The 20,797-nt window shown below is 51.4% G+C and carries 31 protein-coding genes and 3 tRNA genes; 14 read left to right on the top strand and 20 right to left on the bottom strand.

The window, feature by feature from the left end:
* The first annotated feature begins 33 nt into the window (after positions 1 to 33).
* From ACJJI8_RS21135 to ACJJI8_RS21115, 5 genes are all read left to right on the top strand, one after another.
* Positions 34 to 1,236, top strand: coding sequence for a Wadjet anti-phage system protein JetD domain-containing protein (locus tag ACJJI8_RS21135; RefSeq protein WP_444933655.1), 1,203 nt, complete (start codon positions 34 to 36; stop codon positions 1,234 to 1,236).
* Between the two features lie 168 nt (positions 1,237 to 1,404).
* Positions 1,405 to 1,866: a hypothetical protein gene (locus tag ACJJI8_RS21130; protein WP_108735279.1), complete on the top strand. Its 462-nt coding sequence runs from the start codon at positions 1,405 to 1,407 to the stop codon at positions 1,864 to 1,866.
* A gap of 131 nt (positions 1,867 to 1,997) precedes the next feature.
* Positions 1,998 to 2,471, top strand: coding sequence for a free L-methionine (R)-S-oxide reductase MsrC (gene msrC / locus ACJJI8_RS21125; RefSeq protein WP_444933654.1), 474 nt, complete (start codon positions 1,998 to 2,000; stop codon positions 2,469 to 2,471).
* Positions 2,471 to 3,217, top strand: a complete 747-nt coding sequence (locus ACJJI8_RS21120; protein ID WP_444933653.1) for a spermidine synthase — start codon at positions 2,471 to 2,473, stop codon at positions 3,215 to 3,217. The genes msrC and ACJJI8_RS21120 overlap by 1 nt, the downstream gene beginning before the upstream one ends.
* A gap of 126 nt (positions 3,218 to 3,343) precedes the next feature.
* The gene (locus tag ACJJI8_RS21115) at positions 3,344 to 3,799 is read left to right on the top strand and encodes a hypothetical protein (protein WP_444897768.1); all 456 of its coding nucleotides are present in this window, start codon (positions 3,344 to 3,346) and stop codon (positions 3,797 to 3,799) included.
* Positions 3,800 to 3,847: 48 nt separating this feature from the next.
* Here ACJJI8_RS21115 and ACJJI8_RS21110 read toward each other — a convergent pair whose 3' ends face one another.
* From ACJJI8_RS21110 to folD, 3 genes are read right to left on the bottom strand one after another with little or no spacing between them, the layout of a single operon-like run.
* Positions 3,848 to 4,864 carry a class I SAM-dependent methyltransferase gene (locus ACJJI8_RS21110; RefSeq protein WP_444933652.1) on the bottom strand — a complete coding sequence of 339 codons (1,017 nt, stop codon included), beginning with the start codon at positions 4,862 to 4,864 and terminating at the stop codon, positions 3,848 to 3,850.
* Positions 4,865 to 4,872: 8 nt separating this feature from the next.
* Positions 4,873 to 5,577, bottom strand: a complete 705-nt coding sequence (rsuA, locus tag ACJJI8_RS21105; RefSeq protein WP_444933651.1) for a 16S rRNA pseudouridine(516) synthase RsuA — start codon at positions 5,575 to 5,577, stop codon at positions 4,873 to 4,875.
* Complete coding sequence (folD, locus tag ACJJI8_RS21100) at positions 5,570 to 6,415, bottom strand: bifunctional methylenetetrahydrofolate dehydrogenase/methenyltetrahydrofolate cyclohydrolase FolD (protein ID WP_444933650.1); 846 nt, start codon at positions 6,413 to 6,415, stop codon at positions 5,570 to 5,572. The genes rsuA and folD overlap by 8 nt, the downstream gene beginning before the upstream one ends.
* Positions 6,416 to 6,755: 340 nt before the next feature.
* On the opposite strand from folD, the gene ACJJI8_RS21095 reads away from it, so the two are divergent.
* The 4 genes from ACJJI8_RS21095 to ACJJI8_RS21080 all read left to right on the top strand — a co-directional run bounded on the left by ACJJI8_RS21095 (position 6,756) and on the right by ACJJI8_RS21080 (position 8,111).
* A tRNA-Pro gene (locus tag ACJJI8_RS21095) sits at positions 6,756 to 6,832 on the top strand.
* Between the two features lie 18 nt (positions 6,833 to 6,850).
* Positions 6,851 to 6,927, top strand: a tRNA-Arg gene (locus ACJJI8_RS21090).
* 115 nt (positions 6,928 to 7,042) lie between these two features.
* Positions 7,043 to 7,118, top strand: a tRNA-His gene (locus ACJJI8_RS21085).
* A gap of 135 nt (positions 7,119 to 7,253) precedes the next feature.
* Positions 7,254 to 8,111: a hypothetical protein gene (locus ACJJI8_RS21080; RefSeq protein WP_444933649.1), complete on the top strand. Its 858-nt coding sequence runs from the start codon at positions 7,254 to 7,256 to the stop codon at positions 8,109 to 8,111.
* Position 8,112: 1 nt separating this feature from the next.
* On the opposite strand, the gene ACJJI8_RS21075 is transcribed toward ACJJI8_RS21080, so the two are convergent.
* The 16 genes from ACJJI8_RS21075 to ACJJI8_RS21000 form a co-directional block, all read right to left on the bottom strand.
* Complete coding sequence (locus ACJJI8_RS21075; protein WP_444933648.1) at positions 8,113 to 9,147, bottom strand: tyrosine-type recombinase/integrase; 1,035 nt, start codon at positions 9,145 to 9,147, stop codon at positions 8,113 to 8,115.
* Positions 9,147 to 9,386 carry a DUF4224 domain-containing protein gene (locus ACJJI8_RS21070; protein WP_444933647.1) on the bottom strand — a complete coding sequence of 80 codons (240 nt, stop codon included), beginning with the start codon at positions 9,384 to 9,386 and terminating at the stop codon, positions 9,147 to 9,149. The genes ACJJI8_RS21075 and ACJJI8_RS21070 overlap by 1 nt, the downstream gene beginning before the upstream one ends.
* A 15-nt stretch (positions 9,387 to 9,401) precedes the next feature.
* Positions 9,402 to 10,316: a hypothetical protein gene (locus ACJJI8_RS21065; protein WP_444933646.1), complete on the bottom strand. Its 915-nt coding sequence runs from the start codon at positions 10,314 to 10,316 to the stop codon at positions 9,402 to 9,404.
* Complete coding sequence (locus ACJJI8_RS21060; protein WP_444933645.1) at positions 10,313 to 10,759, bottom strand: hypothetical protein; 447 nt, start codon at positions 10,757 to 10,759, stop codon at positions 10,313 to 10,315. Before ACJJI8_RS21060 ends, ACJJI8_RS21065 begins: the two co-directional genes overlap by 4 nt.
* A complete protein-coding gene (locus tag ACJJI8_RS21055) occupies positions 10,746 to 11,075 on the bottom strand; it encodes a hypothetical protein (protein ID WP_444933644.1) in 330 nt (109 codons plus the stop codon). Before ACJJI8_RS21055 ends, ACJJI8_RS21060 begins: the two co-directional genes overlap by 14 nt.
* 30 nt (positions 11,076 to 11,105) lie before the next feature.
* A complete protein-coding gene (locus ACJJI8_RS21050) occupies positions 11,106 to 11,291 on the bottom strand; it encodes a hypothetical protein (RefSeq protein WP_444914668.1) in 186 nt (61 codons plus the stop codon).
* Positions 11,292 to 11,366: 75 nt separating this feature from the next.
* On the bottom strand, positions 11,367 to 11,621 hold the full coding sequence (locus tag ACJJI8_RS21045; protein WP_444933643.1) for a hypothetical protein: 255 nt from the start codon (positions 11,619 to 11,621) through the stop codon (positions 11,367 to 11,369).
* A 59-nt stretch (positions 11,622 to 11,680) separates the two neighbouring features.
* A complete protein-coding gene (locus ACJJI8_RS21040; RefSeq protein ID WP_444933642.1) occupies positions 11,681 to 12,526 on the bottom strand; it encodes a DUF2303 family protein in 846 nt (281 codons plus the stop codon).
* 55 nt (positions 12,527 to 12,581) lie between these two features.
* Positions 12,582 to 12,935 carry a YfdP family phage-associated protein gene (locus ACJJI8_RS21035; protein WP_444927152.1) on the bottom strand — a complete coding sequence of 118 codons (354 nt, stop codon included), beginning with the start codon at positions 12,933 to 12,935 and terminating at the stop codon, positions 12,582 to 12,584.
* Positions 12,936 to 13,023: 88 nt separating this feature from the next.
* Positions 13,024 to 13,323 carry a hypothetical protein gene (locus ACJJI8_RS21030; RefSeq protein WP_444933641.1) on the bottom strand — a complete coding sequence of 100 codons (300 nt, stop codon included), beginning with the start codon at positions 13,321 to 13,323 and terminating at the stop codon, positions 13,024 to 13,026.
* A gap of 23 nt (positions 13,324 to 13,346) precedes the next feature.
* Positions 13,347 to 13,634: a phage antirepressor KilAC domain-containing protein gene (locus tag ACJJI8_RS21025; RefSeq protein WP_444933640.1), complete on the bottom strand. Its 288-nt coding sequence runs from the start codon at positions 13,632 to 13,634 to the stop codon at positions 13,347 to 13,349.
* Complete coding sequence (locus tag ACJJI8_RS21020) at positions 13,631 to 13,789, bottom strand: hypothetical protein (RefSeq protein ID WP_444933639.1); 159 nt, start codon at positions 13,787 to 13,789, stop codon at positions 13,631 to 13,633. Before ACJJI8_RS21020 ends, ACJJI8_RS21025 begins: the two co-directional genes overlap by 4 nt.
* Positions 13,789 to 14,097 carry a hypothetical protein gene (locus ACJJI8_RS21015; protein ID WP_444933638.1) on the bottom strand — a complete coding sequence of 103 codons (309 nt, stop codon included), beginning with the start codon at positions 14,095 to 14,097 and terminating at the stop codon, positions 13,789 to 13,791. Before ACJJI8_RS21015 ends, ACJJI8_RS21020 begins: the two co-directional genes overlap by 1 nt.
* Positions 14,094 to 14,396 (bottom strand): DUF7673 family protein, encoded by a 303-nt coding sequence (locus ACJJI8_RS21010; RefSeq protein WP_444933637.1) that lies wholly within the window; start codon positions 14,394 to 14,396, stop codon positions 14,094 to 14,096. The genes ACJJI8_RS21015 and ACJJI8_RS21010 overlap by 4 nt, the downstream gene beginning before the upstream one ends.
* Positions 14,393 to 14,575, bottom strand: coding sequence for a hypothetical protein (locus ACJJI8_RS21005; protein WP_444914662.1), 183 nt, complete (start codon positions 14,573 to 14,575; stop codon positions 14,393 to 14,395). The genes ACJJI8_RS21010 and ACJJI8_RS21005 overlap by 4 nt, the downstream gene beginning before the upstream one ends.
* Positions 14,572 to 14,907 carry a response regulator transcription factor gene (locus ACJJI8_RS21000; RefSeq protein WP_444927158.1) on the bottom strand — a complete coding sequence of 112 codons (336 nt, stop codon included), beginning with the start codon at positions 14,905 to 14,907 and terminating at the stop codon, positions 14,572 to 14,574. The genes ACJJI8_RS21005 and ACJJI8_RS21000 overlap by 4 nt, the downstream gene beginning before the upstream one ends.
* Before the next feature lie 241 nt (positions 14,908 to 15,148).
* Here ACJJI8_RS21000 and ACJJI8_RS20995 point away from each other — a divergent pair, with 241 nt between their 5' ends.
* Positions 15,149 to 15,544: an HIRAN domain-containing protein gene (locus ACJJI8_RS20995; protein WP_444933636.1), complete on the top strand. Its 396-nt coding sequence runs from the start codon at positions 15,149 to 15,151 to the stop codon at positions 15,542 to 15,544.
* Positions 15,545 to 15,609: 65 nt separating this feature from the next.
* Here ACJJI8_RS20995 and ACJJI8_RS20990 read toward each other — a convergent pair whose 3' ends face one another.
* Entirely contained in the window at positions 15,610 to 16,476 is an 867-nt protein-coding gene (locus ACJJI8_RS20990; RefSeq protein ID WP_444933635.1) for a helix-turn-helix domain-containing protein, read from the bottom strand.
* Positions 16,477 to 16,586: 110 nt separating this feature from the next.
* On the opposite strand from ACJJI8_RS20990, the gene ACJJI8_RS20985 reads away from it, so the two are divergent.
* The 4 genes from ACJJI8_RS20985 (at position 16,587) to ACJJI8_RS20970 (ending at position 20,503) form a co-directional block, all read left to right on the top strand.
* On the top strand, positions 16,587 to 16,856 hold the full coding sequence (locus ACJJI8_RS20985; RefSeq protein ID WP_444933634.1) for a transcriptional regulator: 270 nt from the start codon (positions 16,587 to 16,589) through the stop codon (positions 16,854 to 16,856).
* Between the two features lie 268 nt (positions 16,857 to 17,124).
* The gene (locus ACJJI8_RS20980; protein WP_444933633.1) at positions 17,125 to 18,165 is read left to right on the top strand and encodes a PriCT-2 domain-containing protein; all 1,041 of its coding nucleotides are present in this window, start codon (positions 17,125 to 17,127) and stop codon (positions 18,163 to 18,165) included.
* Complete coding sequence (locus tag ACJJI8_RS20975) at positions 18,162 to 18,755, top strand: hypothetical protein (RefSeq protein WP_444931530.1); 594 nt, start codon at positions 18,162 to 18,164, stop codon at positions 18,753 to 18,755. The genes ACJJI8_RS20980 and ACJJI8_RS20975 overlap by 4 nt, the downstream gene beginning before the upstream one ends.
* Positions 18,752 to 20,503, top strand: coding sequence for a DUF5906 domain-containing protein (locus tag ACJJI8_RS20970; protein WP_444933632.1), 1,752 nt, complete (start codon positions 18,752 to 18,754; stop codon positions 20,501 to 20,503). The genes ACJJI8_RS20975 and ACJJI8_RS20970 overlap by 4 nt, the downstream gene beginning before the upstream one ends.
* Positions 20,504 to 20,797 lie beyond the last annotated feature (294 nt).

The following is a 20,797-nucleotide window of genomic DNA, read 5'->3' as shown; positions in this document are numbered from 1 at the left end:
GGGGAAACCCCTCCATTGGCAGGGAGGCAACCGATGGAAAAGACATTGCCCTATTGGGTAGAGGAAAACCCGTTGTTAATCGGCATCCTGAATTTTATTCTGGATCGGCGGGACAGCCAGCTGGAACGCGGCAAGGAAGCCCGCATTAGTTTCAGGCTGGATTTGCGCGCTGGCAGTAAGCGCTGGTTGGAAGTGTTGGAGCCCCTCAGGGACCCCGACCAAGACGAGCAGGAGCTGTGGAATGAATTGCAGCATTTTGCGCGGGAATACCAGTGTTTTACGGTAAAACCGAATCCGAAAAGGCGGCCGGGTATTGCCGAGTGGCAGGGGGCCCAATTGATTTTTCGGGATGCCAGCGAGGAACAGCTGCGCCTGTGGCTCAATCGCCCATCCCCCACCGTTCGCCAATCCGCCTGGACCAGCCTGCTGGAACCCTATGTCGATCGCTTTGAAAACCCCTCTGCTTTTCCCTTCGAAGGCTTGGAGCTCCAACCGGGGTTTGAGTCCGTCGAAGAAATTATTGCTTGCTGGGTGTCCGTCGGCAAAGAGCTGATCTTTGCCGATAAAATTTCCTGGCGACAATTAGCCGCGCGCTGCTTTAAAGGGGATTCCAAATACCTGGAATTACCCAGTCGTCAATCTCTGGTGCGCAATCTCTATCCTGACCTGAGCCGTAAAATCCAGGAGCGCCAACTTTTACTCCACGCCTACCTGCCCAGGCAATTTGAGCAGGTCATTTTTATCGAAAACCAGGACACTTTTATTAGCCTGGCGGAGCTGCAACCCAGTCGTGCTGCGCTGGTTTATAGCGAGGGCTACCAGGGCGGCGCAGAACGGATTCGCAATGGGGCGAGGGTGCGCTTCAGCACTATTAATGTGGTTAGTGAAAATATCCGGCAGCAATTCCTAAGCTGGTGGCACGATGGGGAATCCCGAACGGTTCCAACATTTTTCTGGGGGGACCTGGACTATGAAGGATTGCGGATTGCCGCAGCGCTGAGAAAGAGCTTTCCCGACTTGCAGTGCTGGCGCCCGGGCTACGATCTGTTACTGCATTTTCTGCGCATGGGAAAAGCCCATGCTCCAGAGCAGGCGGAAAAGGTGGGGCAAAAGCTGGTGCAAGCGATTGGTTGCCAATATGCAGATAGCACTCTGCTGCCAGCAATTTCAGACAGCAATCGCTATGTGGATCAGGAGGCGGTTGAGATTGGGGAGCTGGCTGGGACATTAGAGTGAACATGTCGCTATCCGATAAATTTTAATTGTTCGTTTTTATGGAATGGTGACTATCAAGGCGTCGGCGGGCGTTTGAACTTGTTTTTTATGCGCAATTTCTCGGAAGATAGAAAAAATATGCTGTAAAAATGCCCCTCAGAATAACAAGTGCAGTTTCCGGAGTTTGCTATGCGTCAGTTTTCCATCCTGGTCATTTTTGCGTTGGCCTTTGGCGGCGCCGCCGTGATGTACGAAAAGGAAAGTCGTAAAGTAAAAGGTGTGTTGACTCAGATTACTGAACTTCAAGCGCAGATGGGAGATTTACAGGCGGAGATCAACCGCCTGAACAGTGAGTTGGAAGCCGTGAAGCTTGCGGAGCGTCGCCGCCCTAATCTGAGTGCTATGGCTAACCGCATTCGCCGCGAAGGTAGCGGCAACTCCGCACAAGTTGCGCCCAAGCCAAAAGTGGAAGACCGCTTTGAAAAGTCGCGCAACCTGATGCAGTCAGACGTTACCAGCGCGCCGCCGGCTATCCAGTCGAACACTCGTAGCAACAATGATGAAAGCGAGTGGTCTCGCCCAACTGTAGATGCCGATGAGTATCGTGGTGAGACCGGTGAAGAACCCGCAGTGGTCGATCCCTACCAGTAATTTTGCACTCTGCATATTGATTCCCTCGCCAAAGCCCGCAAAATACCTGCCTCCCGCAGGATACTGTTTTGCGGGTTTGCCAGTTTTAGCTGACACGATTTGAAATTATAAGTGGGCAAGGGGCGCTAGGTATGTCGCTGAACAAGTTTTACACCACCTTAAATGGGCAGCTGGAAGGATTGCTTTCTGGAGAGCGAGACTGGCTGGCCAACACCGCCAATGCCAGTGCGCTGTTGTTTATGGAGTTGGAAGATATCAACTGGGCCGGCTTCTATTTCCTCTACAGTGATGAGCTGCGTTTGGGGCCCTTCCAGGGCAAGCCTGCCTGTACCCGGATTCCAGTGGGCGCCGGTGTTTGCGGTACTGCTGTTTCGACCGGTGAATCCCAATTGGTAGAGGATGTGCATCAGTTCCCCGGCCATATCGCCTGCGATGCCGTGTCAGCTTCAGAGGTGGTGGTGCCGCTCTATGACGAAGCGGGTCGTTGCCTGGGAGTGTTGGATATCGATAGCCCCAGTGTGGCGCGCTTTAGCGAGGAAGACCTGGCGGGCCTACAGGATTTTGCCCGGGTATTGCTCAAGTCCTCAGACCTCCCGGCGAGCTGATGGCGCTGCTTTGGCAAAAGCAGGTTGGCGATACCTGCTACCAGGTGCGCAACCATGGCGCCAGTGTGCGCCTCTACAGCAATGGGGTTTTCCATTCTCAGTGGAATCCCCGCGATCCCCTCAAGGGCTCCCTTTGGGAGCTGTTGCTGCTACCGGCATTTTTCCTCCCTGAAGAGCGCTTGAATTCGGTATTGGTGCTCGGCGTTGGTGGCGGTGCCCTGATTCGCCTTTTGCAGGCGTTCACCTCCGCTAAGCGTATTGTCGGCGTAGATTTGGACCCGGTGCACCTGGATATTGCCCGTCGCTTCTTTGGCGTGCGTGATGTTGAGCTGGTGTGTGCGGATGCCTGTGACTTTGTGCGCGACCACTTGAAGCGACCCTCTCACAGCACTTTCGACCTGGTGATCGACGACTTATTTGGGCACTGCGACGGCGTAGCGCAGCGAGCGGTAACCGCCGATAAGTCCTGGTGCTCCAGTCTGATGCGGCTGCTTCATAAAGATGGCGTGCTAGTCAGCAACTTCGGGGATAGGCCCGAGCTACAGAACAGCGCTTGGCGCGACAAAGCTATGCGCGAGCGACTCGGCGGTGCCTGGATGGCCTATATGCCCCAGTATGAGAATCATATCCTGGCAGTGAGCAGAGGAACTCTGCGCAAAGGTGAGCTGGCGGCCAGGGCCCCAGAAAAGATCAATCCCGCCAACCCCAATCGGCGCCTGGATTTCCGCATGAGCCAGCTTCGCTAATCTCGACAGCCCCCACAGAGGCCGGCTCCTAAAATCCCTGTCACTTTAATAGTGATATTCATTGGCGCCCTTTGTCACCTCGTGACTATACTCAAGGTGAGCGAAGTGTTCTGCCGGGATCGATTGATGCGGTACAAAACTGTTGAGGAAGTGATTCAGGAAGGAAGGGATTTTCATGCCAAGTTGGCGCTGCAGTACGAAGAGTATGAGCAGCTTGCCACCAATGAACGGGTCGAGTTGCTGCTGGATCAGCTGCGACGACGGGAAGATTCCATGAAGCACTCACTGGAAAATTTCCATGAAGACCTGCCCCCTGGTGCCCTACATACCTGGGTGCAATTTGCCCCGGAAGGGCGGGAGAAAGAATTTTTGCAGCGCTTGCGCGGCATTGATATTGAAGACTTGGAGCAGATTGCCAAGTTGGCCATGGATATCGAGATCTACCTGGCCGATCAATATCGGGATCTTGCCCAAGGCGCTGAAACCCCATCGGCACGGGATGCGTTCGAACGACTGCGACAACTCGAAGAGTTGGAAGAGCATACGCTGTCGATGAACTTGTTTAATCTGCGTGATTACTAGCCTTTAATCCTGTTTCCAGGCGACTGCTGCCGGCCTGCGCCCCAGCTCTTAGGGGCGCAGTCGGTATACGCAAAATCCTTGCTCTTTGGTGATTAAATCCACCTGGGAAAAATAGCGGGGCCCTTTTTTCGCCAGGGGAATAAATTCATTCACCACAAAAATCGCAGTGCCGGAATATTTAAGAATCCGCGCACTCTGTTGCAGAAAGCGATCGGTCAAATCTCCCTCCACCTGAAAGCCCTGATGGAAAGGAGGATTGCACAGTACCAGATCGGCGATTTCACTTTCCAGTTCAGAGCCTGCATCAGAGGGCACAACGATGCCTTCGACTCCCTGTTCGGTAAAATTTTTGCGGCAGGCCACTAGAGCAGCGGCGTTATTATCCGTAGCGGTAAAATGATATTTACCCAAAGCGGCTAATTGCATACTCAGGTAGCCATAACCACAACCGAGATCAACAATACGAGAACCGTCCTGTGGCAACTCCGTCGTTAATTGCTGGGCGAGTAGGGCACTGCCTTTATCGATTTTGTTCCAGCCGAACAATCCCGGTTTGGAGTAGAGGCCGCCAAGCTCGGGCAGCTTTTGTAACTGGGCGTACTGAAGCTCACTGATTGGATTGCCGGTGTCCTCGTGAGCGACAACATTACTGCTCAGGTAGTCGTTGCCGTTTTTTTGCAAGTGCTTGGCAGTGCCCAGGCGCTCGGCCACTTTGGCGGCGTAGCTTTTGATTCCGCTTTGCTTTTCACCCAGCAGAATCAATTCGCCACCTTCACCGAGGAAGTGGGGTGCACAATCAATAATATGGTGAACTATGGCCTTTTCTTTCGAAACGGCGTAGACAATACGGCGGTATTTGCGGTCCAGTTCTTCAAAGTGGAAATCGTTGAAGAAGCTCCGCTTCACCGTATTTTCGGCGAGTTCGACAATATCCCAGCGGTTACTGATTAAATCCCCGGCAAAATGAAACCCCTCCTGATGTATGAGGGGCTTGCTGTTTTCATCGGCGATCCACAGGGTTTCCTCTGGGGCCTGGATAAGTTCCTGATATAGAAGGGCTGACATATCTTTTTTTAATTGATAGAGGCAATTTCTTCAGGGGTCAGGAGGCGGTAATCACCTTCCTGAAGTTCTTCATCCAAGATGATTTCGCCGATCTTTTCCCGGTGCAACTCCAATACCTTGTTGCCCAGGGCCGCAAACATACGCTTCACCTGATGATAGCGCCCTTCACCGATGGTGATGCGCACTTCGTTGGCAAAGAGGATCTCCAGCTTGGCGGGCTTGGTTCTCTTCTTTTCGTTATTGAGCCAGACACCCTTGGCAAGCTTGGCCACGGCATCTTCCTCAATTTTCTCGGCCAACAGAGCGTAGTAGGTCTTGTTGCAATGGTGGTTGGGGGAGGTCACTTTGTGGGACCACTGGCCGTCATCGGTAAGCAGCACCAGGCCGGTGGTATCAATATCCAGGCGCCCGGCAATATGCAGCTTTTCCTTATTAGGCTCATCAATCAGGTCCAGCACTGTAGGGTGCTCGCCATCTTTGGTGGCACTGACATAGCCCAGGGGCTTGTTCAACATAATGTAGCGGGGCCCCGGCTCGTGCAGAGGCTCATCATCCAGGCACAACTCATCACTGACTTGTATTTTGGTGGCCGCATTGGTGACCACCTCACCATTGACGGTAATGCGCCCCGCCCAGGCGGCGCGCTTTACATCGGTGCGGGAGAGGTCGGTGACCTGGCTGACCGCTTTATCCAGACGAATCAGGTTAGCCAATTTTACGTTCACCGGAATCGACAGATTGATAAATCAGGGTATTGATGGTCATGGGACCAACGCCACCGGGTACCGGGGTGTAAGCGGCAGCGCGCTCAGTCAGCGGGCCCAGCTCGATATCGCCGACACCGCTGGGGTGGTAACCGGCATCCACAACTACAGCGCCATCCTTAATCCACTCGGCCTTGATAAACTCAGGCTTGCCCACAGCGCCCACTACGATATCGGCGCGGCGGATATGCTCGGCCAGGTCTTGGGTGCGGGAGTGGCAGATAGTCACGGTGGCATTGGCATTCAACAACATGGCCGCCATCGGCTTACCCAAAATGGGGCTGCGACCCACAACCACGGCGTGCTTGCCTTCCAGTTCAATATTGTAGGCTTCCAGCAGGCGCATAATTCCTTTAGGGGTCGCGCAGCCATAGGCTTCTTCACCCATTGCCATACGGCCAAAGCCCAGGCAGGTTACACCGTCTACATCTTTCTCCAGGCTGATCGCATCAAAACAAGCGCGCTCATCGATCTGCGCCGGTACCGGGTGCTGGAGCAGAATGCCGTGGACGTTGGGGTTGGTGTTGAGTTCTTCGATCTTGGCGAGCAGCTGCTCAGTGGTGGTGGAGGAGGGCAGTTCCACCTGGAGGGAGTCCATGCCGATTCGGCGGCAGGCATTGCCCTTCATCTTTACGTAAGTGGCGGAGGCGGGGTCATCACCTACCAGAATGGTCGCCAGGATTGGCGTTTGGCCACCACTCTTTTCCTTTAGTGCGGCTACCCGAGCCGAGAGTTCCTCTTCAGTTTTCTGTGCCAGGGCCTTGCCGTCCAGAACCAGTGCAGACATAGATACTATCTCTAACAGTAAAAAATCGATGGCTAATAGACCGGAATCTGCTTCAGCACCTACTTTATATAGAAGGGCGGAAGCCGGCGATTTTCAAAAACGCTTACTTTTTATCCGGTCGGATTCGCGAAGTGCGCCATTTTCGCACAGGTTGGAAATAATTTCGCCACTTCTGGGCCCAGATAGGCAAAAGGATAAACTTCTTTAAAAATAATAGCTTAGAAGCGTTGACATGGGCCGGGGGTATCATTACTATGCACGCACTTCGCAGCTACAGCGACTTACACAACCACCTACGGGGCGGTTAACAGGGTCAAAGAGGTGCGAATGATTGGAAAAACGGGGCATAGCGCAGTCTGGTAGCGCGCCTGCTTTGGGAGCAGGATGTCGGGGGTTCGAATCCCTCTGCCCCGACCAATTTTCCGGGTTCACCTTGCGCCCGTAGCTCAGCTGGATAGAGCATCCGCCTTCTAAGCGGATGGTCGCAGGTTCGAGTCCTGCCGGGCGTGCCATCTTCACAAGATGGTGCTGGTTTGGCAAAAAGGACTTAGTCTGAAGCCAGATTGGCTGCAAGAGGTATCCGGCAATCAGTACTGCCACAAGGTGCTGAAGTATATCACTTTTATGGTGGCCGTAGCTCAGTTGGTAGAGCACAGGATTGTGGCTCCTGAGGTCGCGGGTTCGATCCCCGTCGGCCACCCCAGATTCTTCCTTGTTTATCAAGGACTTAAAACCCCGCCGAGTGCGGGGTTTTTTCGTTTTAGGCTCCAGTGTGGTAATTTGGTGTGGTAATTTTGGCCTCAATCTATGTTGAGGTTCATTTCTTATTGGGGGTTACATGGAAGTTGGAGTTAGCGAAGATGAGGCTTTGCGTCTTAGGAAAGTTTTAGGTGGATTGAGTAGCAATAAAGAGATACGGGCTAAATTAGAGTCATTTGTTAAAGAGTCACTGAGCGGGGATTTAGAAGGCGCTCTTGGGAAACTGATGGCCCTTAAGGGTGAGCTCGAATCTCAGTTAGCGATAATTGATCACAAAGTTAAAGGCTTCGCTGATGGTAACGATAACCCCTCACATCGTCAGTTGGTGAAAGAGGTTCATGAAAAGATAGGTGCAATTAATGCCTTTATGCCCCTAATTGAGATCCAGATTCAACATCTTGAGAAAGTGATGGACAGGAGGGGTATCCTAGAGCAGTTGGAGGTTTCAAAAAGTAGCGTACAGGCTGCTCTTGCGGGAGTTGATGTGGCTGAGCGTGGGTTAAAGATTGCCGAAGATAATGCCCAGTCAGCTAATAGGAGCGCGTTGGCTGCCGAGAGTAGCGCTCAGGCAGCAAAGGGGAGTTCTGAAATTGCTCATAAAGGCGCCGTACATACTAGAAGAGGGGTTTGGGTTGCTTCGGGTTCGGCTTTCATTGCAGCTCTCGCACTTTGTTATCAGGTTTACTCTCAAAATAGTGCCGTTTCTGTAAATCTAAGTTCCCCTGTGGCTTTACAAGCAGTCACTCTCTCTGATGAGTCTATAAATAATCTAACTCGTGCACTTTCAGTTGAGCTAGCTAAAGTCAAAGGTGAGCAGGTCACTTTATCGCCTGAATCAATTGAAGGTTTAAGAGCTGTACTGAGTCTTGAGCTTGAAAGAGATGCTCATATTGAAGTTGTAGAAACCAAAGAGAATGTAAAGCAAAAGGCAAACTAAATTATTTGCCTTTCTTTGGGCGCTTCCGGTCTAGGCTGACAACTTTATCTGCTGTTCGATTATATCGCTCCGCCATAGAGCGGGTTTTGTGTCCTGTAAATTTCTGCACGTCACCGTCAAAATCACTGGCGGCTTTAATTTTCAGATCGTGAAACCGAAACCGCTCCTTAATAACTCCCGCTTCAAGCGCAGCTCGCTGCTCTCTTAGCCAAGTAGCATTAAAGCCCATTCGGGTGAAAGGTCGCCCGGTACGGCTGCGAATAATATGAGCTGTTTGAATTTGTGCTTCAATGTTGCTCGCAAGTGCGTGTTCCACAGCCTCCCTTAGTGCTGGGCTCCAGAGTTTTATCTGTGCTTTTCCGGTCTTGCTTTGAACAATTAGCAGGCCATCTTCTTTCATATCTGTTCGGGTGAGGGCGAGCACATCCTGCTGCCTGGCTGCACACAAATAGCTAATCTCCATAGCGCACTGATGCATAATATGGCCGCGATCGCCAAGCCACTGCCAAAAGGCTTCATACTCCCAGTCTTCGAGATAGCGCCCGCCTGCTTTTTCCTTGAGGCTTTTAATTACTGCGGTTGGGTCTTCAATTTTTACAAACCCTCTGGCTTTGCCCCATTTCATCACAATGCCTAGAAAGGTTTTTTCTCGGTTTGCTGCGGTAGGGTGTTCTGCACCTCGGGCATCAATGAACATCTGAACCAGTGGTGAGGTGATAGCATCGGGCGCCATTTCCCCAAACACTGCCAAGATACGCAGGCTATAGCGATGGTAGTCTTTTTGCGTCTGCGGTTTGATGTGTTTGGTGTATTGAGGTGATGCAAAATACAGCTCAATAAGGTCTTTAAGGGTGAACTCCTTCTCTACCAACCCGGCCAGGTAGCGCTCGTAAGCAGTCCAAACTTCTGCCTTACTGGCATCAAGTTTTGCCAGATGCTTAGTTGGGTAGCCTCTTCGATTCACTCGAAAACCATTCTTGTACCGCTCTACATTTGGCGGCATCCAAGCATTTTCCGGGTTTCGTCTTCTGCCCATTAGCCAGCTGCTCCAAGGTTAAAGCCTGCAGGTAAGCTTATACCTGAGGTGTTGGGTTTAGACGCCCCTCGGGATAGGGTTGCCTGATTGACCATTTCCCAGGTTAGCGCGGGTGAGCCGTCCTTGCGTCGCACGTAGGGGATTCGGTTGGCATCAAGAATACGCTTTTGCTCTTCGATATTATCAGCGCCGGCACCGGTCAGGCGGCCTATCTCTGTTTTAGTGAGTAGCTTGCTCATGGCAATCCTTACCTTCTAGCTCTGCACCAGGGCAAACCCCTGGCCGTTGCGTTTGAGTGCGCCTGCCTGTTGCAGGGCGTCGAAAACGGGTTTAACGGTTCCGTGTCGAAGGCGCATATCGTTGATGATGTTGCGCATGACGGGCTTGTGGCCGAACTCCCCGGCGCGGATTCGCTGGGCGAGTTGCTGTTGTTCTTCGCTCAAGTGGCCGGTGTGTAACGGTTGTGTTTCCACCGTTTCAGGCTGTTGCAACGGTGCAGTGGCGCGTTTCGCAACTGTTGCAGCGGCGTTAAACGCGAGTAACGCAACCAATCCCACGATGTCTGTGATGATCGCTAGGGCGAGGAAGCCGATATGCTGAACCTTTGCCGGGTCTGCGTTCAGAGTGCCCGCCAAGCTATTGAAAGCGCTGTGCGTGCTGGGTGTCTGTCCGATTGTGGATAGCTTTTCTATGAGCTGCGTTCGCTCAGCCTCCATTGTGGATAACTGTGCGGCGGTATTAATGGCGCGTTGGCGGTAGCCGTTGTTGGCGTCGGTGTTGATCAGGCTGTTTAGGGTGTTGATCTGCTGTTGCAAACTGTTTAACTGCTGTTGCAACGCTTGGTATTCCTGGCTATTACGGGTGCTGCGCTGTTGCTGTTCGTCGCTGTGAGTGGCGAGGAATCCGACCGTTGCAACAATGCTGATCACTACCAGCAGGGGCCAGAGGCAGAGCAGGGCATAGCCGCTCTTTTGCCCTTGGCTGCACAACCAAAGGCCTAGTGGGGCGAAGCTGAACTTGCACAGCTCCAGCGCCACCGCCGTGGCACCGGCCACCACCTGCCCACCGAGACCTGCGGGCATGGATACCCACAGCTGGAAAGTGAACGCGAGGCTGGTGCCGCAGAAGATTAGGGCGGCGATACCGGTGAGGGATTGCCAGAGTTTCACGCGGCTCTCCCTTTTTCCTGTTTACGATTCGGTAGAATCTCTGCCTGCCAGCCGTGGTCTTTGTAGTGGTTGGGGTTGGCTTTGTTTTTGATGGTGTCTAATTCCGGGCGCACTAATTCGGCTAGGTCATTAAGGCGGACGCCGTAGGCTTCGAACTCGGTTGAGTCTTTATAGAAATCGCCTTCAGGGGTTTTGCACTCAACAAATACCGTTACCAGCCAGTGGTGTTGCCAGTTCAATATTTCATGTTGGTAATCAGCGCGGGCGATATCGCCTACGGCGCCGCGTTGGCGGCGGTGGGTGATCTTTAAAATAGGATCGCCATCGGTATCCAGGCCGGTACTGCTGCGCGCAGTGAGGAGCAAACCGGGTAGCCAGCGGTTTGCCCGACGGGCGTGCAGGGCGCGTTGGCTCATGGGCTTGCGGGGTTTACGCTTGGGCATTTTTTGGGGTCTCCACCATTTGCCGCGCATACCGCAAAATGCCGATAGTGCCTGTTATGCTTGTGCGGTAAGGGTTCTCTTCATGCTCTTCCCATGTTGCGGTTTTGTCGGCAACCCGATTACTCAATATGTACCAAGCGTCCCACCAGTCGTACTCGCCGGAATAGTCGGGGCCGGTATTAATCCCCCAGACGTATGCACACTCAAGCCGTCCCATGTGCTCATACTCTTGCGAGAAAGCATCAATAGGTTCACCAAGCGCAATTAACAGCGCACGCGCTTTCTTGCAGAGTTTTTTGTATTGCCGTGCTTTCACAATGGCTCCCTGATTCTTGTTGAGCTGATATCAACGGCTGGGCTTAATTCTTTCAATATCAACGCCGCCGGCTTTCCCTTCAATTTTTACAACTGGCGTGCCGCATACGTCCCAAGCAATTGAGCGAGTGTGCGTGCTTATTTCATTTCCAAAGTCATCAACAAAAATTACTGGGGTTCCGGGTGGGTATTGATTGTTGAATTCAGCTGTATTCATTACTCGATACTCTTACTATTGTTTTCTACCCACTTAGCCCGCACTGGGCGGGCTTAGAAAGTTATTGGCTGTGGGTCAGGCGGCGTTCGGTTCTGGGTGAGGGCAATCTGAGGATTTGTCCTCAGTGATTTTTTTATCGTCGATACGATAAATTTTTGCGGTGTCGGTTTTCTTGTCGAAGATTTGCGCCCAGTGTGTGAACAGCTCCTGCTGGGCAATGCGCTCTACCTCTTGGTAGGCTTCTTCTTCAGTGGCGTAGGAGCGTTTGAAATCTTTGATACCTCCCATCATCAAGTTATAAGTGCCGGTAAATAGTGCGAATCTTTTCATTGGATCTTGGTCCTGTATTAGGGCCCAGTACCTGCGGCCCGAGACGTTAGAGTTTGTGGTTAGGGGGAGAAGGAACCGATATAGGTTTCTATTTTTTGCTCGGAAATATCTTCTGCTGCGAACGCATCGGCGAGCCTGTCCTGGAGTTCTCTGCCCATATCTTCCTGGGCGGCTTCAAGGCGCTTAATCCGAACACTAAGTGTGGGAGCTTCGCGCCCAGTAATGACTGAGAGGCGCAGATCAAACGTGCGAATACTAAGGTCGTTGTAAGGAACGCATTCGAATTTAAAGCCGGCGGGCAAAGTCTTTTCACTGCGAGCTTCGATATTTTCGAGATCACTGCGGCTGGACTTGAAGTCTTGGACTTCGTAATCCGCTTTGCGAGAGGCTTCGATGGTCAGGCGGCGCACAGCAGCGACGGCTTCGCTAATGGGTATTATTTGACCGTCCGGAGAGTAGCAGACAATATTTTCGGCGTAGTCTTCCATAAACTCTGCCAGTTGTTTCTGGCTGAGCTTATGGCCATTGATGTCCAAGAGCGCTTTATACTCTGCGGTTTTGACCAGCTTTATTTCAGCAGAGAAATCAGCATGACCCGGTACAATATCGTTACCGAGGTTGAAAATAGTTTCGGCAGACATTCTCTCAGGATCGACAAAACACGCTGAATCCTTACCCTTTTGGTGATTCAGGGAATAGGAAATAAAGTCAAGCAAAGCAATTGTGTGCATTACGCCCCGGAGTCGAGTTCTGCCTGGCAGGTAGCTTTCGAGGTCGTGCAGTTTGAAGTCAGCAGGTGCGGCCAAAACAGGCTTTTGAAGATCTTTCTCGAGAAGAGCGGCTTCAAGTATTGCTGCTGTCTGGGACTTCTGAATTTCCTTTACTGCACTTTGGTCCATGGTCATAGATAAATCCTTATTTTCTTTTTGGGTTGCTGGGTTAGGTTGCTATGGCTTTTTGTTAGCCGTTGGTTTGAAGCTTGGCCACGTTGCCGTTGCTCTCTTTGTCAAACAGCGGAGGCTGTTTTTCGGGGTAGAAGCTTAGGGCTCCTTTTGTGCCGACGTACATTGGGGTAGAGGTGGCGTCATCTTGGATAATGGAGCCGCGCATGGTCGGCTTTTTAAACTTCACGGTGTGATCAATCTTCACCTGATCACTGTTTTCGATGTTGGACATTTTCAGGTTGATATTTACCTCACCTTTTTTGTCATGATCGGTAACTGCGCCGGCAACATCGCTGAGGATGTGGGCGAGCTTTTCTATAAATACTCCGCCGTCCAAATCGGCAAATACCTGGGTTACGTTTGTGCTCATGGGATGCTCCAAGTTTTTTAAAATTGGGCTCCGTACCGGCAGCCCTAACGGTTACAGCTGACTGATGCGCCTGTGGCGCGGTTGAATTTTAATACTTGCTTTTTAGGGGTTTTTCGCTTGGCCCCTTTCGGCCTTCGGCAATGTGCCCAAATTCAAAATTAGGTCGTTCCATGACTGATTTTTTGCTGGTTATTTCAAGGCGAGAAATATCGAACCATATGGTTTCTTGGGGCTTACCGTCTGCGCTGAGTCCTGGGTGTACAATTGCTTGAACGCACCCATAAAGATCAAAGCCTATATTTACTATTACGCCCTTGAGTCCTGTTACCTTGTCTTGGCACTTCATGCCTAGAAGACTTAAGTGCTTTTCAACTTGTGTTGTATTCATATCGGTCCTTGTTTTTATGAGGTCTAGCTGGCTTTAGGTGTGGCCTGTGTTTCGACGATATCGCGAATCCAGGCCATACCTTTCGGCGTAACTAGTGCGGTGATGTGCTGGACTTTTACCGGCCCTTTGAAAAACTCACCTGTTTTTTGATGAAGCAATTTCTGCTCTAGGGCCCATTTTGTGGGTGAGTTGCGCATAGGTTCGTGACTGTATAAAAAGCCGTTTTTGCGCATTAGCTTTAGCAGGTTGTTTCTACCCATTCCCAGCATTCGGGCGGCTTGAGTGACGGTGAAAGTTTTTTGATTGTTCACGCTGCCTCCTGATTTTCTTGTTGTGGGGCTTGGCCTTGGATGGCTTCGGAGAGTGTGGCGATTTGTTTGCGCATTCTCACAATTTCAGTTTCTTGCAGCTTCACCTTGGCCAGCAGTTCTTCGTACAGCTCTAAGATTCGGCTGAACTCGTTCATCAGGCTGCTCTGACCTTTGCGGCGGCTTCGCCGGCTAGGCCGAAATAGGCGGCGCCGTCCTCATAGTCGTCTGGCACAAATACGCCACAGCTTGCACGGGACTGTTTGAGCAACACCATAAACATCCAGCCTTCTTCCTCAGTGAGGGAGGTGCCGTAAAGTGCATTAAAAGCGTTTACGGTTTTGGCCATTGAGCGCTCGCCCTTTTCGCTATCGCGTTGCTCCGCGCGGTCGCGCATATGCTGGGCGCCTTTTTCCAGAAAGGCGGGGGCGCTGTAATCCGGTGGGGAAAATTCTTTGGTGTTCACGCGGCTTCCTTCCTCTGGATTTCCAAGTGGTTCCATTCTCGGTAGAGGGCATGGAATTTTTTATCGCCGTTTGGAATTACCCTTTGAGGCTCTTTGCAGTGGTAACGCAATGTCATTACGTTGATGGCGTGCTGATAGTTGGCGCTGTCGAGCAGTGCCAGATCTGCTACGGGAACTGCGAAGGCACTGCTGTTCCAAGCAGAAAGCAAAACCTGTGCGGCAATTTCGCTGGCGCCGGTATGGCGATTAGCGACGGTGAGTAGGGTTTCCACGCTGTGGGCTGGGTTGTTCTGGTTCATGCGGCATCACCTCCAAACGGTGGCCAGTTGTTATTTACTGGCTTTGCGGTGGTGGGTTTTGGCTGCACTAGGCGGGTGCCAATTTTGTGGACGGCGTTGGCAATATCGATGCGGCGCTTGAGGCGATCGATATTGTTTTTACTCATCGCCGTGGGGTGTACAAACACGGTGGCGGTCATGCGATTCCCTCCCGGTTGTTTCGGATGGTTTGTGAGGTGAGGCGGCGTTGGAATCGGGTGCGTAGCTGTTCTTGCTCTGCGCCAATTCCGCTGACAATCGTGGCGATCAGGACGAACTGGATTAATCCGTGCTTTATGGCTTTGGCCACGGCGTCGGTGCTGTTGCGGGCGTGCAGTTTGTAGAAGCACTCGGCGAGCAGGTTGCTGACGTTGGTGACGGAGCACTGCATAGCCTGGGCGGTTTCCCGGTTTGAGAGCCCTCGGGCGCGGTGTGTTAGCGCTTCCGCTTGGCGTGGTGCCAGGGGTCTGAGGTGGCTTGTGGCGGTGTCCATGTTGGGTGCCCTGTCCGTGGTGTTTCCCGCAAGTATTAGTTAACTCATATTTTCTGTCAATAAAAAAAGATGCAAACTGATTTGTCTCGGATGCATAGCGTGTCGCAGAAGGGGGTTTGATATGCTTGGGACGTGATAATCAATGGAAGATAAAAATGAAAAGAATGGGTTGCGATGCGGTAGGGATGGCTTTGGTTGAAGTGGTGCAGCTCATGCCGTCATTTGGTCACAGGGGGCTGGTATGAGTTCGAGACACTTTAAGAGTCCAATTCCCAAGGGATATCGGATTTTCTTCGGGGCGATGAGCGTGGCTGGTGTTGGGTTTCGTAAGTCAGAAGTGGCAAAGGCTTTTGATGAAGCTGAAGTTTCTCTAAAGCTGGAGCCCGACCCGCAGAATGCACATGATCCAAATGCTCTAAAGGTTGTTGCCCTTAAAGAGGGGATATTTAGAACCAGGAAGTTGCATATAGGTTATGTTCCCAAGGAGATTGCCAAGACAATTGCCGAAAAGAATATAGAGCAAGAACTTCTTCTTCGGGCCCAGAGTGTGTGGGTTGGGGATAAGGGTGGTATGGATGTTGTGATTGATATCTTAGGCCCCAAGAGTGAGCACCATAAGCTGAAAGATGCTGAGTAACCTGGGGTTGCTTTTGGAGGTGTCTTTAGGTGAAGAAGGCCCGCCGGTGAGCGGGCTTTTTTGTGTTAGCCAGGGCTGAAAGAGCCCAGAATCACACCGCAAATCGAAACATTCTTGTCGGTGATATCCATTGCAGGATAGCTGGGGTTGATTGGTCGCAAGTAAATTCGGCCCATATCTTCCGCATAAGTTTTGAATGTTGCTTCGCCGTCTAGCTTTGCGATTACGCGGCAGCCGTTGGTGATGGATGCTTCGGGGTCCACGTAGATAATGGTTCCCTCTGGGTAGGACTTATGGCCGGGGTATGGGCTGGTCATGCTATCGCCCTTTACTTGTAGGGCGTAAGTGCGATCAGAGTGTTTAACCGGGCAGGGCATCCAGTTTTCTGCGTCACCTGGCTCGAATATATCAATCGACTCGCAGAACGCACCCGCTTGAACCCAGCTAATCAGCGGCACTTGGCCCTGTATGCGGGGGCCTGGGCTTACATTGCTACCAAAGTTACCAGCTTCTTTTGCTGTTGCGTCGTAGTCCAGTGATCCTAGGGGGAGTTCCAGTCCGGCCTCAATCTTCCTGGCAACTCGGCTGTTGATGGGGCGCTTTTCATTGAAGATGAAGTGGATGTGGCTTTCCAAGTCGGGAAGCTTTTCCTTTAGGCCCTCCACTCCATATTTATCAAGTAGTGGATCTAAATTTTTTCGACGGACCTCCTCTATTGTGGGGTCGCGCATGACGCCTTTGCCGTTGGCCAGCCAGAAGGGGTTTACACCGAGATACTCGGCTATTTGGGTGATGAAGCGAGAGCCATAGGCACTGCCACGCTCCAGGTTTGAGTAAGCTGATTGCGTCATACCTACAGCTTCGGCTGTCTCTTTCTGCGTTTTGCCAGCAGCTGTTCGGGCCTCTTTGAGTCGGTCCTTTAGGTCGGTCACGGGGGGGGTTCCGTCGAAATTTACTGTGAGCTGTATGTTATAAGTCTATTCATATTAGCCATAATTAGTTTTCTGTTGACCGAATAGAAGTAAACTAATATTCTCCAGCCATGAACAAGCTAAATCAGGTCAAACAGGCCGCCGAGAAACTCATCGAGCACTTCGGGGGGCAGCAGGCTACTGCCAAAGCACTTGGCGTCAGTCAGCCCACAATCAGTAACTTACTGAATGGAAAACATGGTGCGTCAGCTGTATTGGCTCTGCGCGCGGAGCAGGTGGCAGGTGGGGTGGTTCGGGCTGTGGATCTTTGCCCGAAACTGGCTCCTTTGCTTGAGGCTGCTGATCGGCAAGCCATGCCAGAAGTTCGGCAGGCAAGTTAAGGCCGTGCGGGTTCGTTTCAGAAACCAGAATAACGATCATTTTCAATTCCCCATTTTATTGTCCTGCCATTCTGCGGTTTTTGAATATCGGGATTAATTCATTGCGGTATATGGGGATTTATACAGGTTGTATTGAATACCCACAGGATGGGCCGGTGCGTTACCTAAGCTGGCCCAATTAGAAGACGGCGGGAAAGACCGCAGACAGCCGGGAAAGACCGGCACTCTTCACTGCGCTTCGGCGCTTCTGTTTTAGGGGGAATTCTCTATGTACGAACAGTGCACTATGGATGATGTGCGCCGTGCGCTCACGTTTGTTCTCGATTATGCCGTGCGTGATACCTGGGTTGAGATAGGTATGGCGATCAAGGCGGAATTTGGTGATTCAGCCTTTGATATCTGGGATGAGTGGAGCCAGCAAGCGGATAACTATTGCCCGCGTGCGGCGAAAAGTACTTGGAAAAGTTTCAAGCGGTCAGCAGGTGGTATTGGTATTGGTTCCTTATTTGCGAAGGCGAAAGAGGGCGGCTACCAGTTTGAGCGCCGGGAGTTAACGCCGGAAGAGAAGGCGGCCTGGGCGAAGGAAAAGGCAGCGCGCGATGCACAGCGGGCCAAGGATATTCAGCGGGAAGAGGCGGAAACGGCGGCTTGGCATGAGGCGGTAAAGCAGCAGGCGCAGGCGATTTGGTCAGAATTAAAACCTACAGGGCGGAGTAAGTACCTGGGGGTTAAAAAAATTGGTGCCCATGGGGTGCGCTTTTTCCGTTCGGCGTTGTTGTTGATTGAGCGGGATGATCATTTGGAGCGGGTTGAGGATCAGGAAAAAATATCAGAGTTTTTCGCTTTGCCGAAAGAAGGGCGCCCGAAGTTTCACTATTTCAAGAGTGGATATTTTGCAGTCCCTATGACTGATATTGATGGTGTGATTTGGAATCTACAAATTATTACACCCTCAGGTAAGAAGTTGTTTTTACGGAATGGGCGTAAGTCGGGTTTGTATGTACTCCTTGGAAAGATGGACCCACGTAAACCCTTAGTATTGGTTGAGGGCTTTTCGACGGGTGCCAGTGCCCATGAGGCCACAGAGTGCCCGGTATTGATTTGTTTTGACTGCGGCAATTTGAAGGTGGTGGCTCTGTTGATCCGCGCGCGCTTCCCTGATCAACACATGGTATTCGCTGCTGATAATGATCTGCACTTGGATGTGAATGATGGTGTGCAGAAGGCTATGGAGGCGGCAAAGGCTGTGGGTGATGCTGCGGTGTGGGTTCCGTCTCTGCGTGATGAGGTGGAGGATAAAGCTGCATGAGCCAGTTAGAAAAAATAGCTGTGCTTTTCGCGAGACAGGACAGTAACTATAAATCAATAGAGGGTGTCGATGTCTGGGATGCGGAAAGGGATGCACGCAGGTGGCCTGGGGGAAGTTCTTTGATTGCGCACCCGCCGTGTCGGTTGTGGGGCAGGCTGAGACAGTTTGCGAAAGGTTCAGAGGATGAAAAAGAATTAGCGATTTTCGCGATTGGGAAAATCCAGAAGTGGGGAGGTGTTTTGGAGCATCCAGCCTATTCAACGCTCTGGAAGTCTGAAGGATTGCCATTGCCTGGTTCACGAGATCAATTTGATGGATGGACACTGCCAGTGCATCAGCATTGGTGGGGGCATAGAGCTGAGAAGGCAACCTGGTTATATGTGGTAGGTGTTGAGCCAAAAGATATGCCAGAAATTCCGCTGGTACTCGGAAAGGCTACGCACTGTATTAGACCGACAAAAAGTTATCCGCGTCTGCCCTCTGTAACGAAGGCAGAACGTGAGCATACACCAATAGATTTTGCTCATTGGTTGGTTGAAGTTGCCCGAAGAGCAGCTGGGTACTCTAAACCGTCTCAGGAGGCAGCATGAGCAAAAGCAAGCCAGAGGGATTTGATTTTAATGATATCCATTGCCGCTATGGATTAGAGGAGGTGCGGCGGCAGTGGGATGTGTTTATGAAGAATGTGGTTTTCTTCCCCCGCTCCCCATCTACTGAGGCGCCCGCTGCGGTTGCTGATGATTATTCGGGGCCTGTTGATGCTCCGCCTATTGATGATATTCCCCCCGAGTATTCTGAGCCGAGCGAGCCTGCTGATTCTCCCGTACCCTCTATAACGGCAGAGGCGCGCGAAATTACGCTGGAGGATGCGAAAAAGCGTTTTGCTTTGATTTCTGGTACTACCAAGGTGTGGGATGAGCATCAGCACAAAGAAATGAAAGCTGCTGCATTTAAGGCTGAGGTAGGTACCGATATCTACAAGCAGTTCATGGATGCTGGTGATAAGCGCAAGGTGCTTGAGTTGGATGTGCGCCGGTTTATCTCGGCGCGCCAGGCCGCCAGCAAGGGGGAAGGGGGGGTAGGTGAGATGCTTGAGCGTTTCACCTATTTAGAGGTTTCTGATACTGCTTGGGATGCGCGGAGGAGGGATATTGTTCGCTTGCAGGATATCCGTCATGCATATCCAGATTCCTATGATATCTGGTATCGCCATCAAGACCGGCGCAAAGTAGATAAAGAAAACTTGGTATTTGATCCTTCGCGCCAGACTGATCCAGATACCCATATCAATATGTTTCGGGGGCTGCCCCTAAAGCCGAAACGTGACGATGATAAGTGTCGGAATATTCGCTTCCTATTGTGGCAGTTGTGCAATGAGGATGATGAGATCTTTGAGTGGATGATTCGTTGGCTAGCTTATCCATTGCAGCATTTAGGTTCTAAGATGGCTTCGGCAATATTAATGCATAGCTCTGTGCATGGTTCTGGTAAGTCGTTGCTTTTTGATGTGGTGATGCGGGCGGTCTACGGGGAGTATTCCCGTACTTTGGGTCAGCAGCAAATGGAAGGGCAGTACACGGATTGGATGTCTAACCTGCTTTATGGAGTATTTGAGGAAATATTCTCTCGCTCCAATAAGTATTCACATCAGGGTTCATTGAAGCAGATGATCACTGGTAAGACTGTGAGAATCGAAAAGAAATTTGTTAGTGGTTGGGAGGAGGCCAATTATATGAATGCCGTCTTCCTTTCAAATGAAATACTGCCTTTCCCAGTGGAAGCATCTGATCGCCGTTTTCTTGTTGTTTGGCCTGAAAGGAAGTTATCAGAGGAGCTAAAGAAAGCAGTTCCTCGGGAGCTTGAGAATGGTGGTGCTGAAGCCTTTTATGCCTGGTTATTGCAGGTAGATCTGGATGGATTCGATACACATACTGAGCCACCGATAACTGCTGCCAAGCAAAGCTTGATTGATTTTGGGCTTCCCAGTTGGGAACGTTTTCTGAAAGAATGGGAGGCTGGTGAGCTTGAGGCGCCATATTGTACTTGCCTTAGTAATGACCTTTTTTATTCTTATGTGCAGTGGTGTAAAGAGTCTTTTGCGGGGTCGCCGCTTAGGCGGGATAAGTTTCTGCAAAATGCTGCTCGTACACTAAACCGGAAGCCAAACCGCTATTACGATTCACCGGGTGGTTTTGGTAAACCCCCAAAGAAAAATACAACAGGCACGTTTTTCTTTTTACACGATATTCCGGCAGGGAAAACTCAACATGAGTGGTTGTCGGAGTGTGTACGCCATTTTCGAGAGCAAATTGGTGCATTTGTCGAGGTGCAACAATGATTTCTCGGAGTCTTTCGGAGGCCATTCGGAGAGGTAACCAATACCCCCTCCGAGACTACAGCCCGCGTCATACCTTACTTTGCGCGATTTTCGGAGAGCACGGGGTCTTTTCGCGCGCGCACGCGTGCGCACATATGCGTGTGATTACTTCAGGGGATTTTTTAAATTTAAATTTTTTTCGTGCGCGTGGGGCGTTGTGTCTCCGTGTCTCCGAAATTGCATCAAAACCTAGTAACCATGCGGTCTGTAGTCTCGGAGGGGGTATTTATTTGCTCTCCGTATTGTATCCGAAGG

The sequence above is a fragment of the Microbulbifer maximicatervae (SeqCode) genome, from assembly GCF_052467695.1.
The sequence above is the reverse complement of the archived record's forward strand: the minus strand, read 5'-3'. Positions and strand labels throughout refer to the sequence as shown.

Bases quoted from the DNA above. Each gene is read 5' to 3' on its own strand.
- msrC (WP_444933654.1), top strand. From the start codon at position 1,998: ATGTCGCTGAACAAGTTTTACACCACCTTAAATGGGCAGCTGGAAGGA.
- ACJJI8_RS21035 (WP_444927152.1), bottom strand. From the start codon at position 12,935: ATGAGCACAAACGTAACCCAGGTATTTGCCGATTTGGACGGCGGAGTA.
- ACJJI8_RS20970 (WP_444933632.1), top strand. From the start codon at position 18,752: ATGAGCAAAAGCAAGCCAGAGGGATTTGATTTTAATGATATCCATTGC.
- ACJJI8_RS21005 (WP_444914662.1), bottom strand. From the start codon at position 14,575: ATGACCGCCACCGTGTTTGTACACCCCACGGCGATGAGTAAAAACAAT.
- folD (WP_444933650.1), bottom strand. From the start codon at position 6,415: ATGTCTGCACTGGTTCTGGACGGCAAGGCCCTGGCACAGAAAACTGAA.
- ACJJI8_RS21075 (WP_444933648.1), bottom strand. From the start codon at position 9,147: ATGGGCAGAAGACGAAACCCGGAAAATGCTTGGATGCCGCCAAATGTA.
- ACJJI8_RS20995 (WP_444933636.1), top strand. From the start codon at position 15,149: ATGAGTTCGAGACACTTTAAGAGTCCAATTCCCAAGGGATATCGGATT.
- ACJJI8_RS21050 (WP_444914668.1), bottom strand. From the start codon at position 11,291: ATGAATACAGCTGAATTCAACAATCAATACCCACCCGGAACCCCAGTA.
- ACJJI8_RS21045 (WP_444933643.1), bottom strand. From the start codon at position 11,621: ATGAAAAGATTCGCACTATTTACCGGCACTTATAACTTGATGATGGGA.
- ACJJI8_RS21040 (WP_444933642.1), bottom strand. From the start codon at position 12,526: ATGACCATGGACCAAAGTGCAGTAAAGGAAATTCAGAAGTCCCAGACA.
- ACJJI8_RS21080 (WP_444933649.1), top strand. From the start codon at position 7,254: ATGGAAGTTGGAGTTAGCGAAGATGAGGCTTTGCGTCTTAGGAAAGTT.
- ACJJI8_RS21010 (WP_444933637.1), bottom strand. From the start codon at position 14,396: ATGAACCAGAACAACCCAGCCCACAGCGTGGAAACCCTACTCACCGTC.
- ACJJI8_RS21060 (WP_444933645.1), bottom strand. From the start codon at position 10,759: ATGCCCAAGCGTAAACCCCGCAAGCCCATGAGCCAACGCGCCCTGCAC.
- ACJJI8_RS21030 (WP_444933641.1), bottom strand. From the start codon at position 13,323: ATGAATACAACACAAGTTGAAAAGCACTTAAGTCTTCTAGGCATGAAG.
- ACJJI8_RS21110 (WP_444933652.1), bottom strand. From the start codon at position 4,864: ATGTCAGCCCTTCTATATCAGGAACTTATCCAGGCCCCAGAGGAAACC.
- ACJJI8_RS21020 (WP_444933639.1), bottom strand. From the start codon at position 13,789: ATGAACGAGTTCAGCCGAATCTTAGAGCTGTACGAAGAACTGCTGGCC.
- ACJJI8_RS21120 (WP_444933653.1), top strand. From the start codon at position 2,471: ATGGCGCTGCTTTGGCAAAAGCAGGTTGGCGATACCTGCTACCAGGTG.
- ACJJI8_RS20985 (WP_444933634.1), top strand. From the start codon at position 16,587: ATGAACAAGCTAAATCAGGTCAAACAGGCCGCCGAGAAACTCATCGAG.
- ACJJI8_RS21070 (WP_444933647.1), bottom strand. From the start codon at position 9,386: ATGAGCAAGCTACTCACTAAAACAGAGATAGGCCGCCTGACCGGTGCC.
- ACJJI8_RS21130 (WP_108735279.1), top strand. From the start codon at position 1,405: ATGCGTCAGTTTTCCATCCTGGTCATTTTTGCGTTGGCCTTTGGCGGC.
- ACJJI8_RS21115 (WP_444897768.1), top strand. From the start codon at position 3,344: ATGCGGTACAAAACTGTTGAGGAAGTGATTCAGGAAGGAAGGGATTTT.
- ACJJI8_RS20980 (WP_444933633.1), top strand. From the start codon at position 17,125: ATGTACGAACAGTGCACTATGGATGATGTGCGCCGTGCGCTCACGTTT.
- ACJJI8_RS21135 (WP_444933655.1), top strand. From the start codon at position 34: ATGGAAAAGACATTGCCCTATTGGGTAGAGGAAAACCCGTTGTTAATC.
- ACJJI8_RS21000 (WP_444927158.1), bottom strand. From the start codon at position 14,907: ATGGACACCGCCACAAGCCACCTCAGACCCCTGGCACCACGCCAAGCG.
- ACJJI8_RS20975 (WP_444931530.1), top strand. From the start codon at position 18,162: ATGAGCCAGTTAGAAAAAATAGCTGTGCTTTTCGCGAGACAGGACAGT.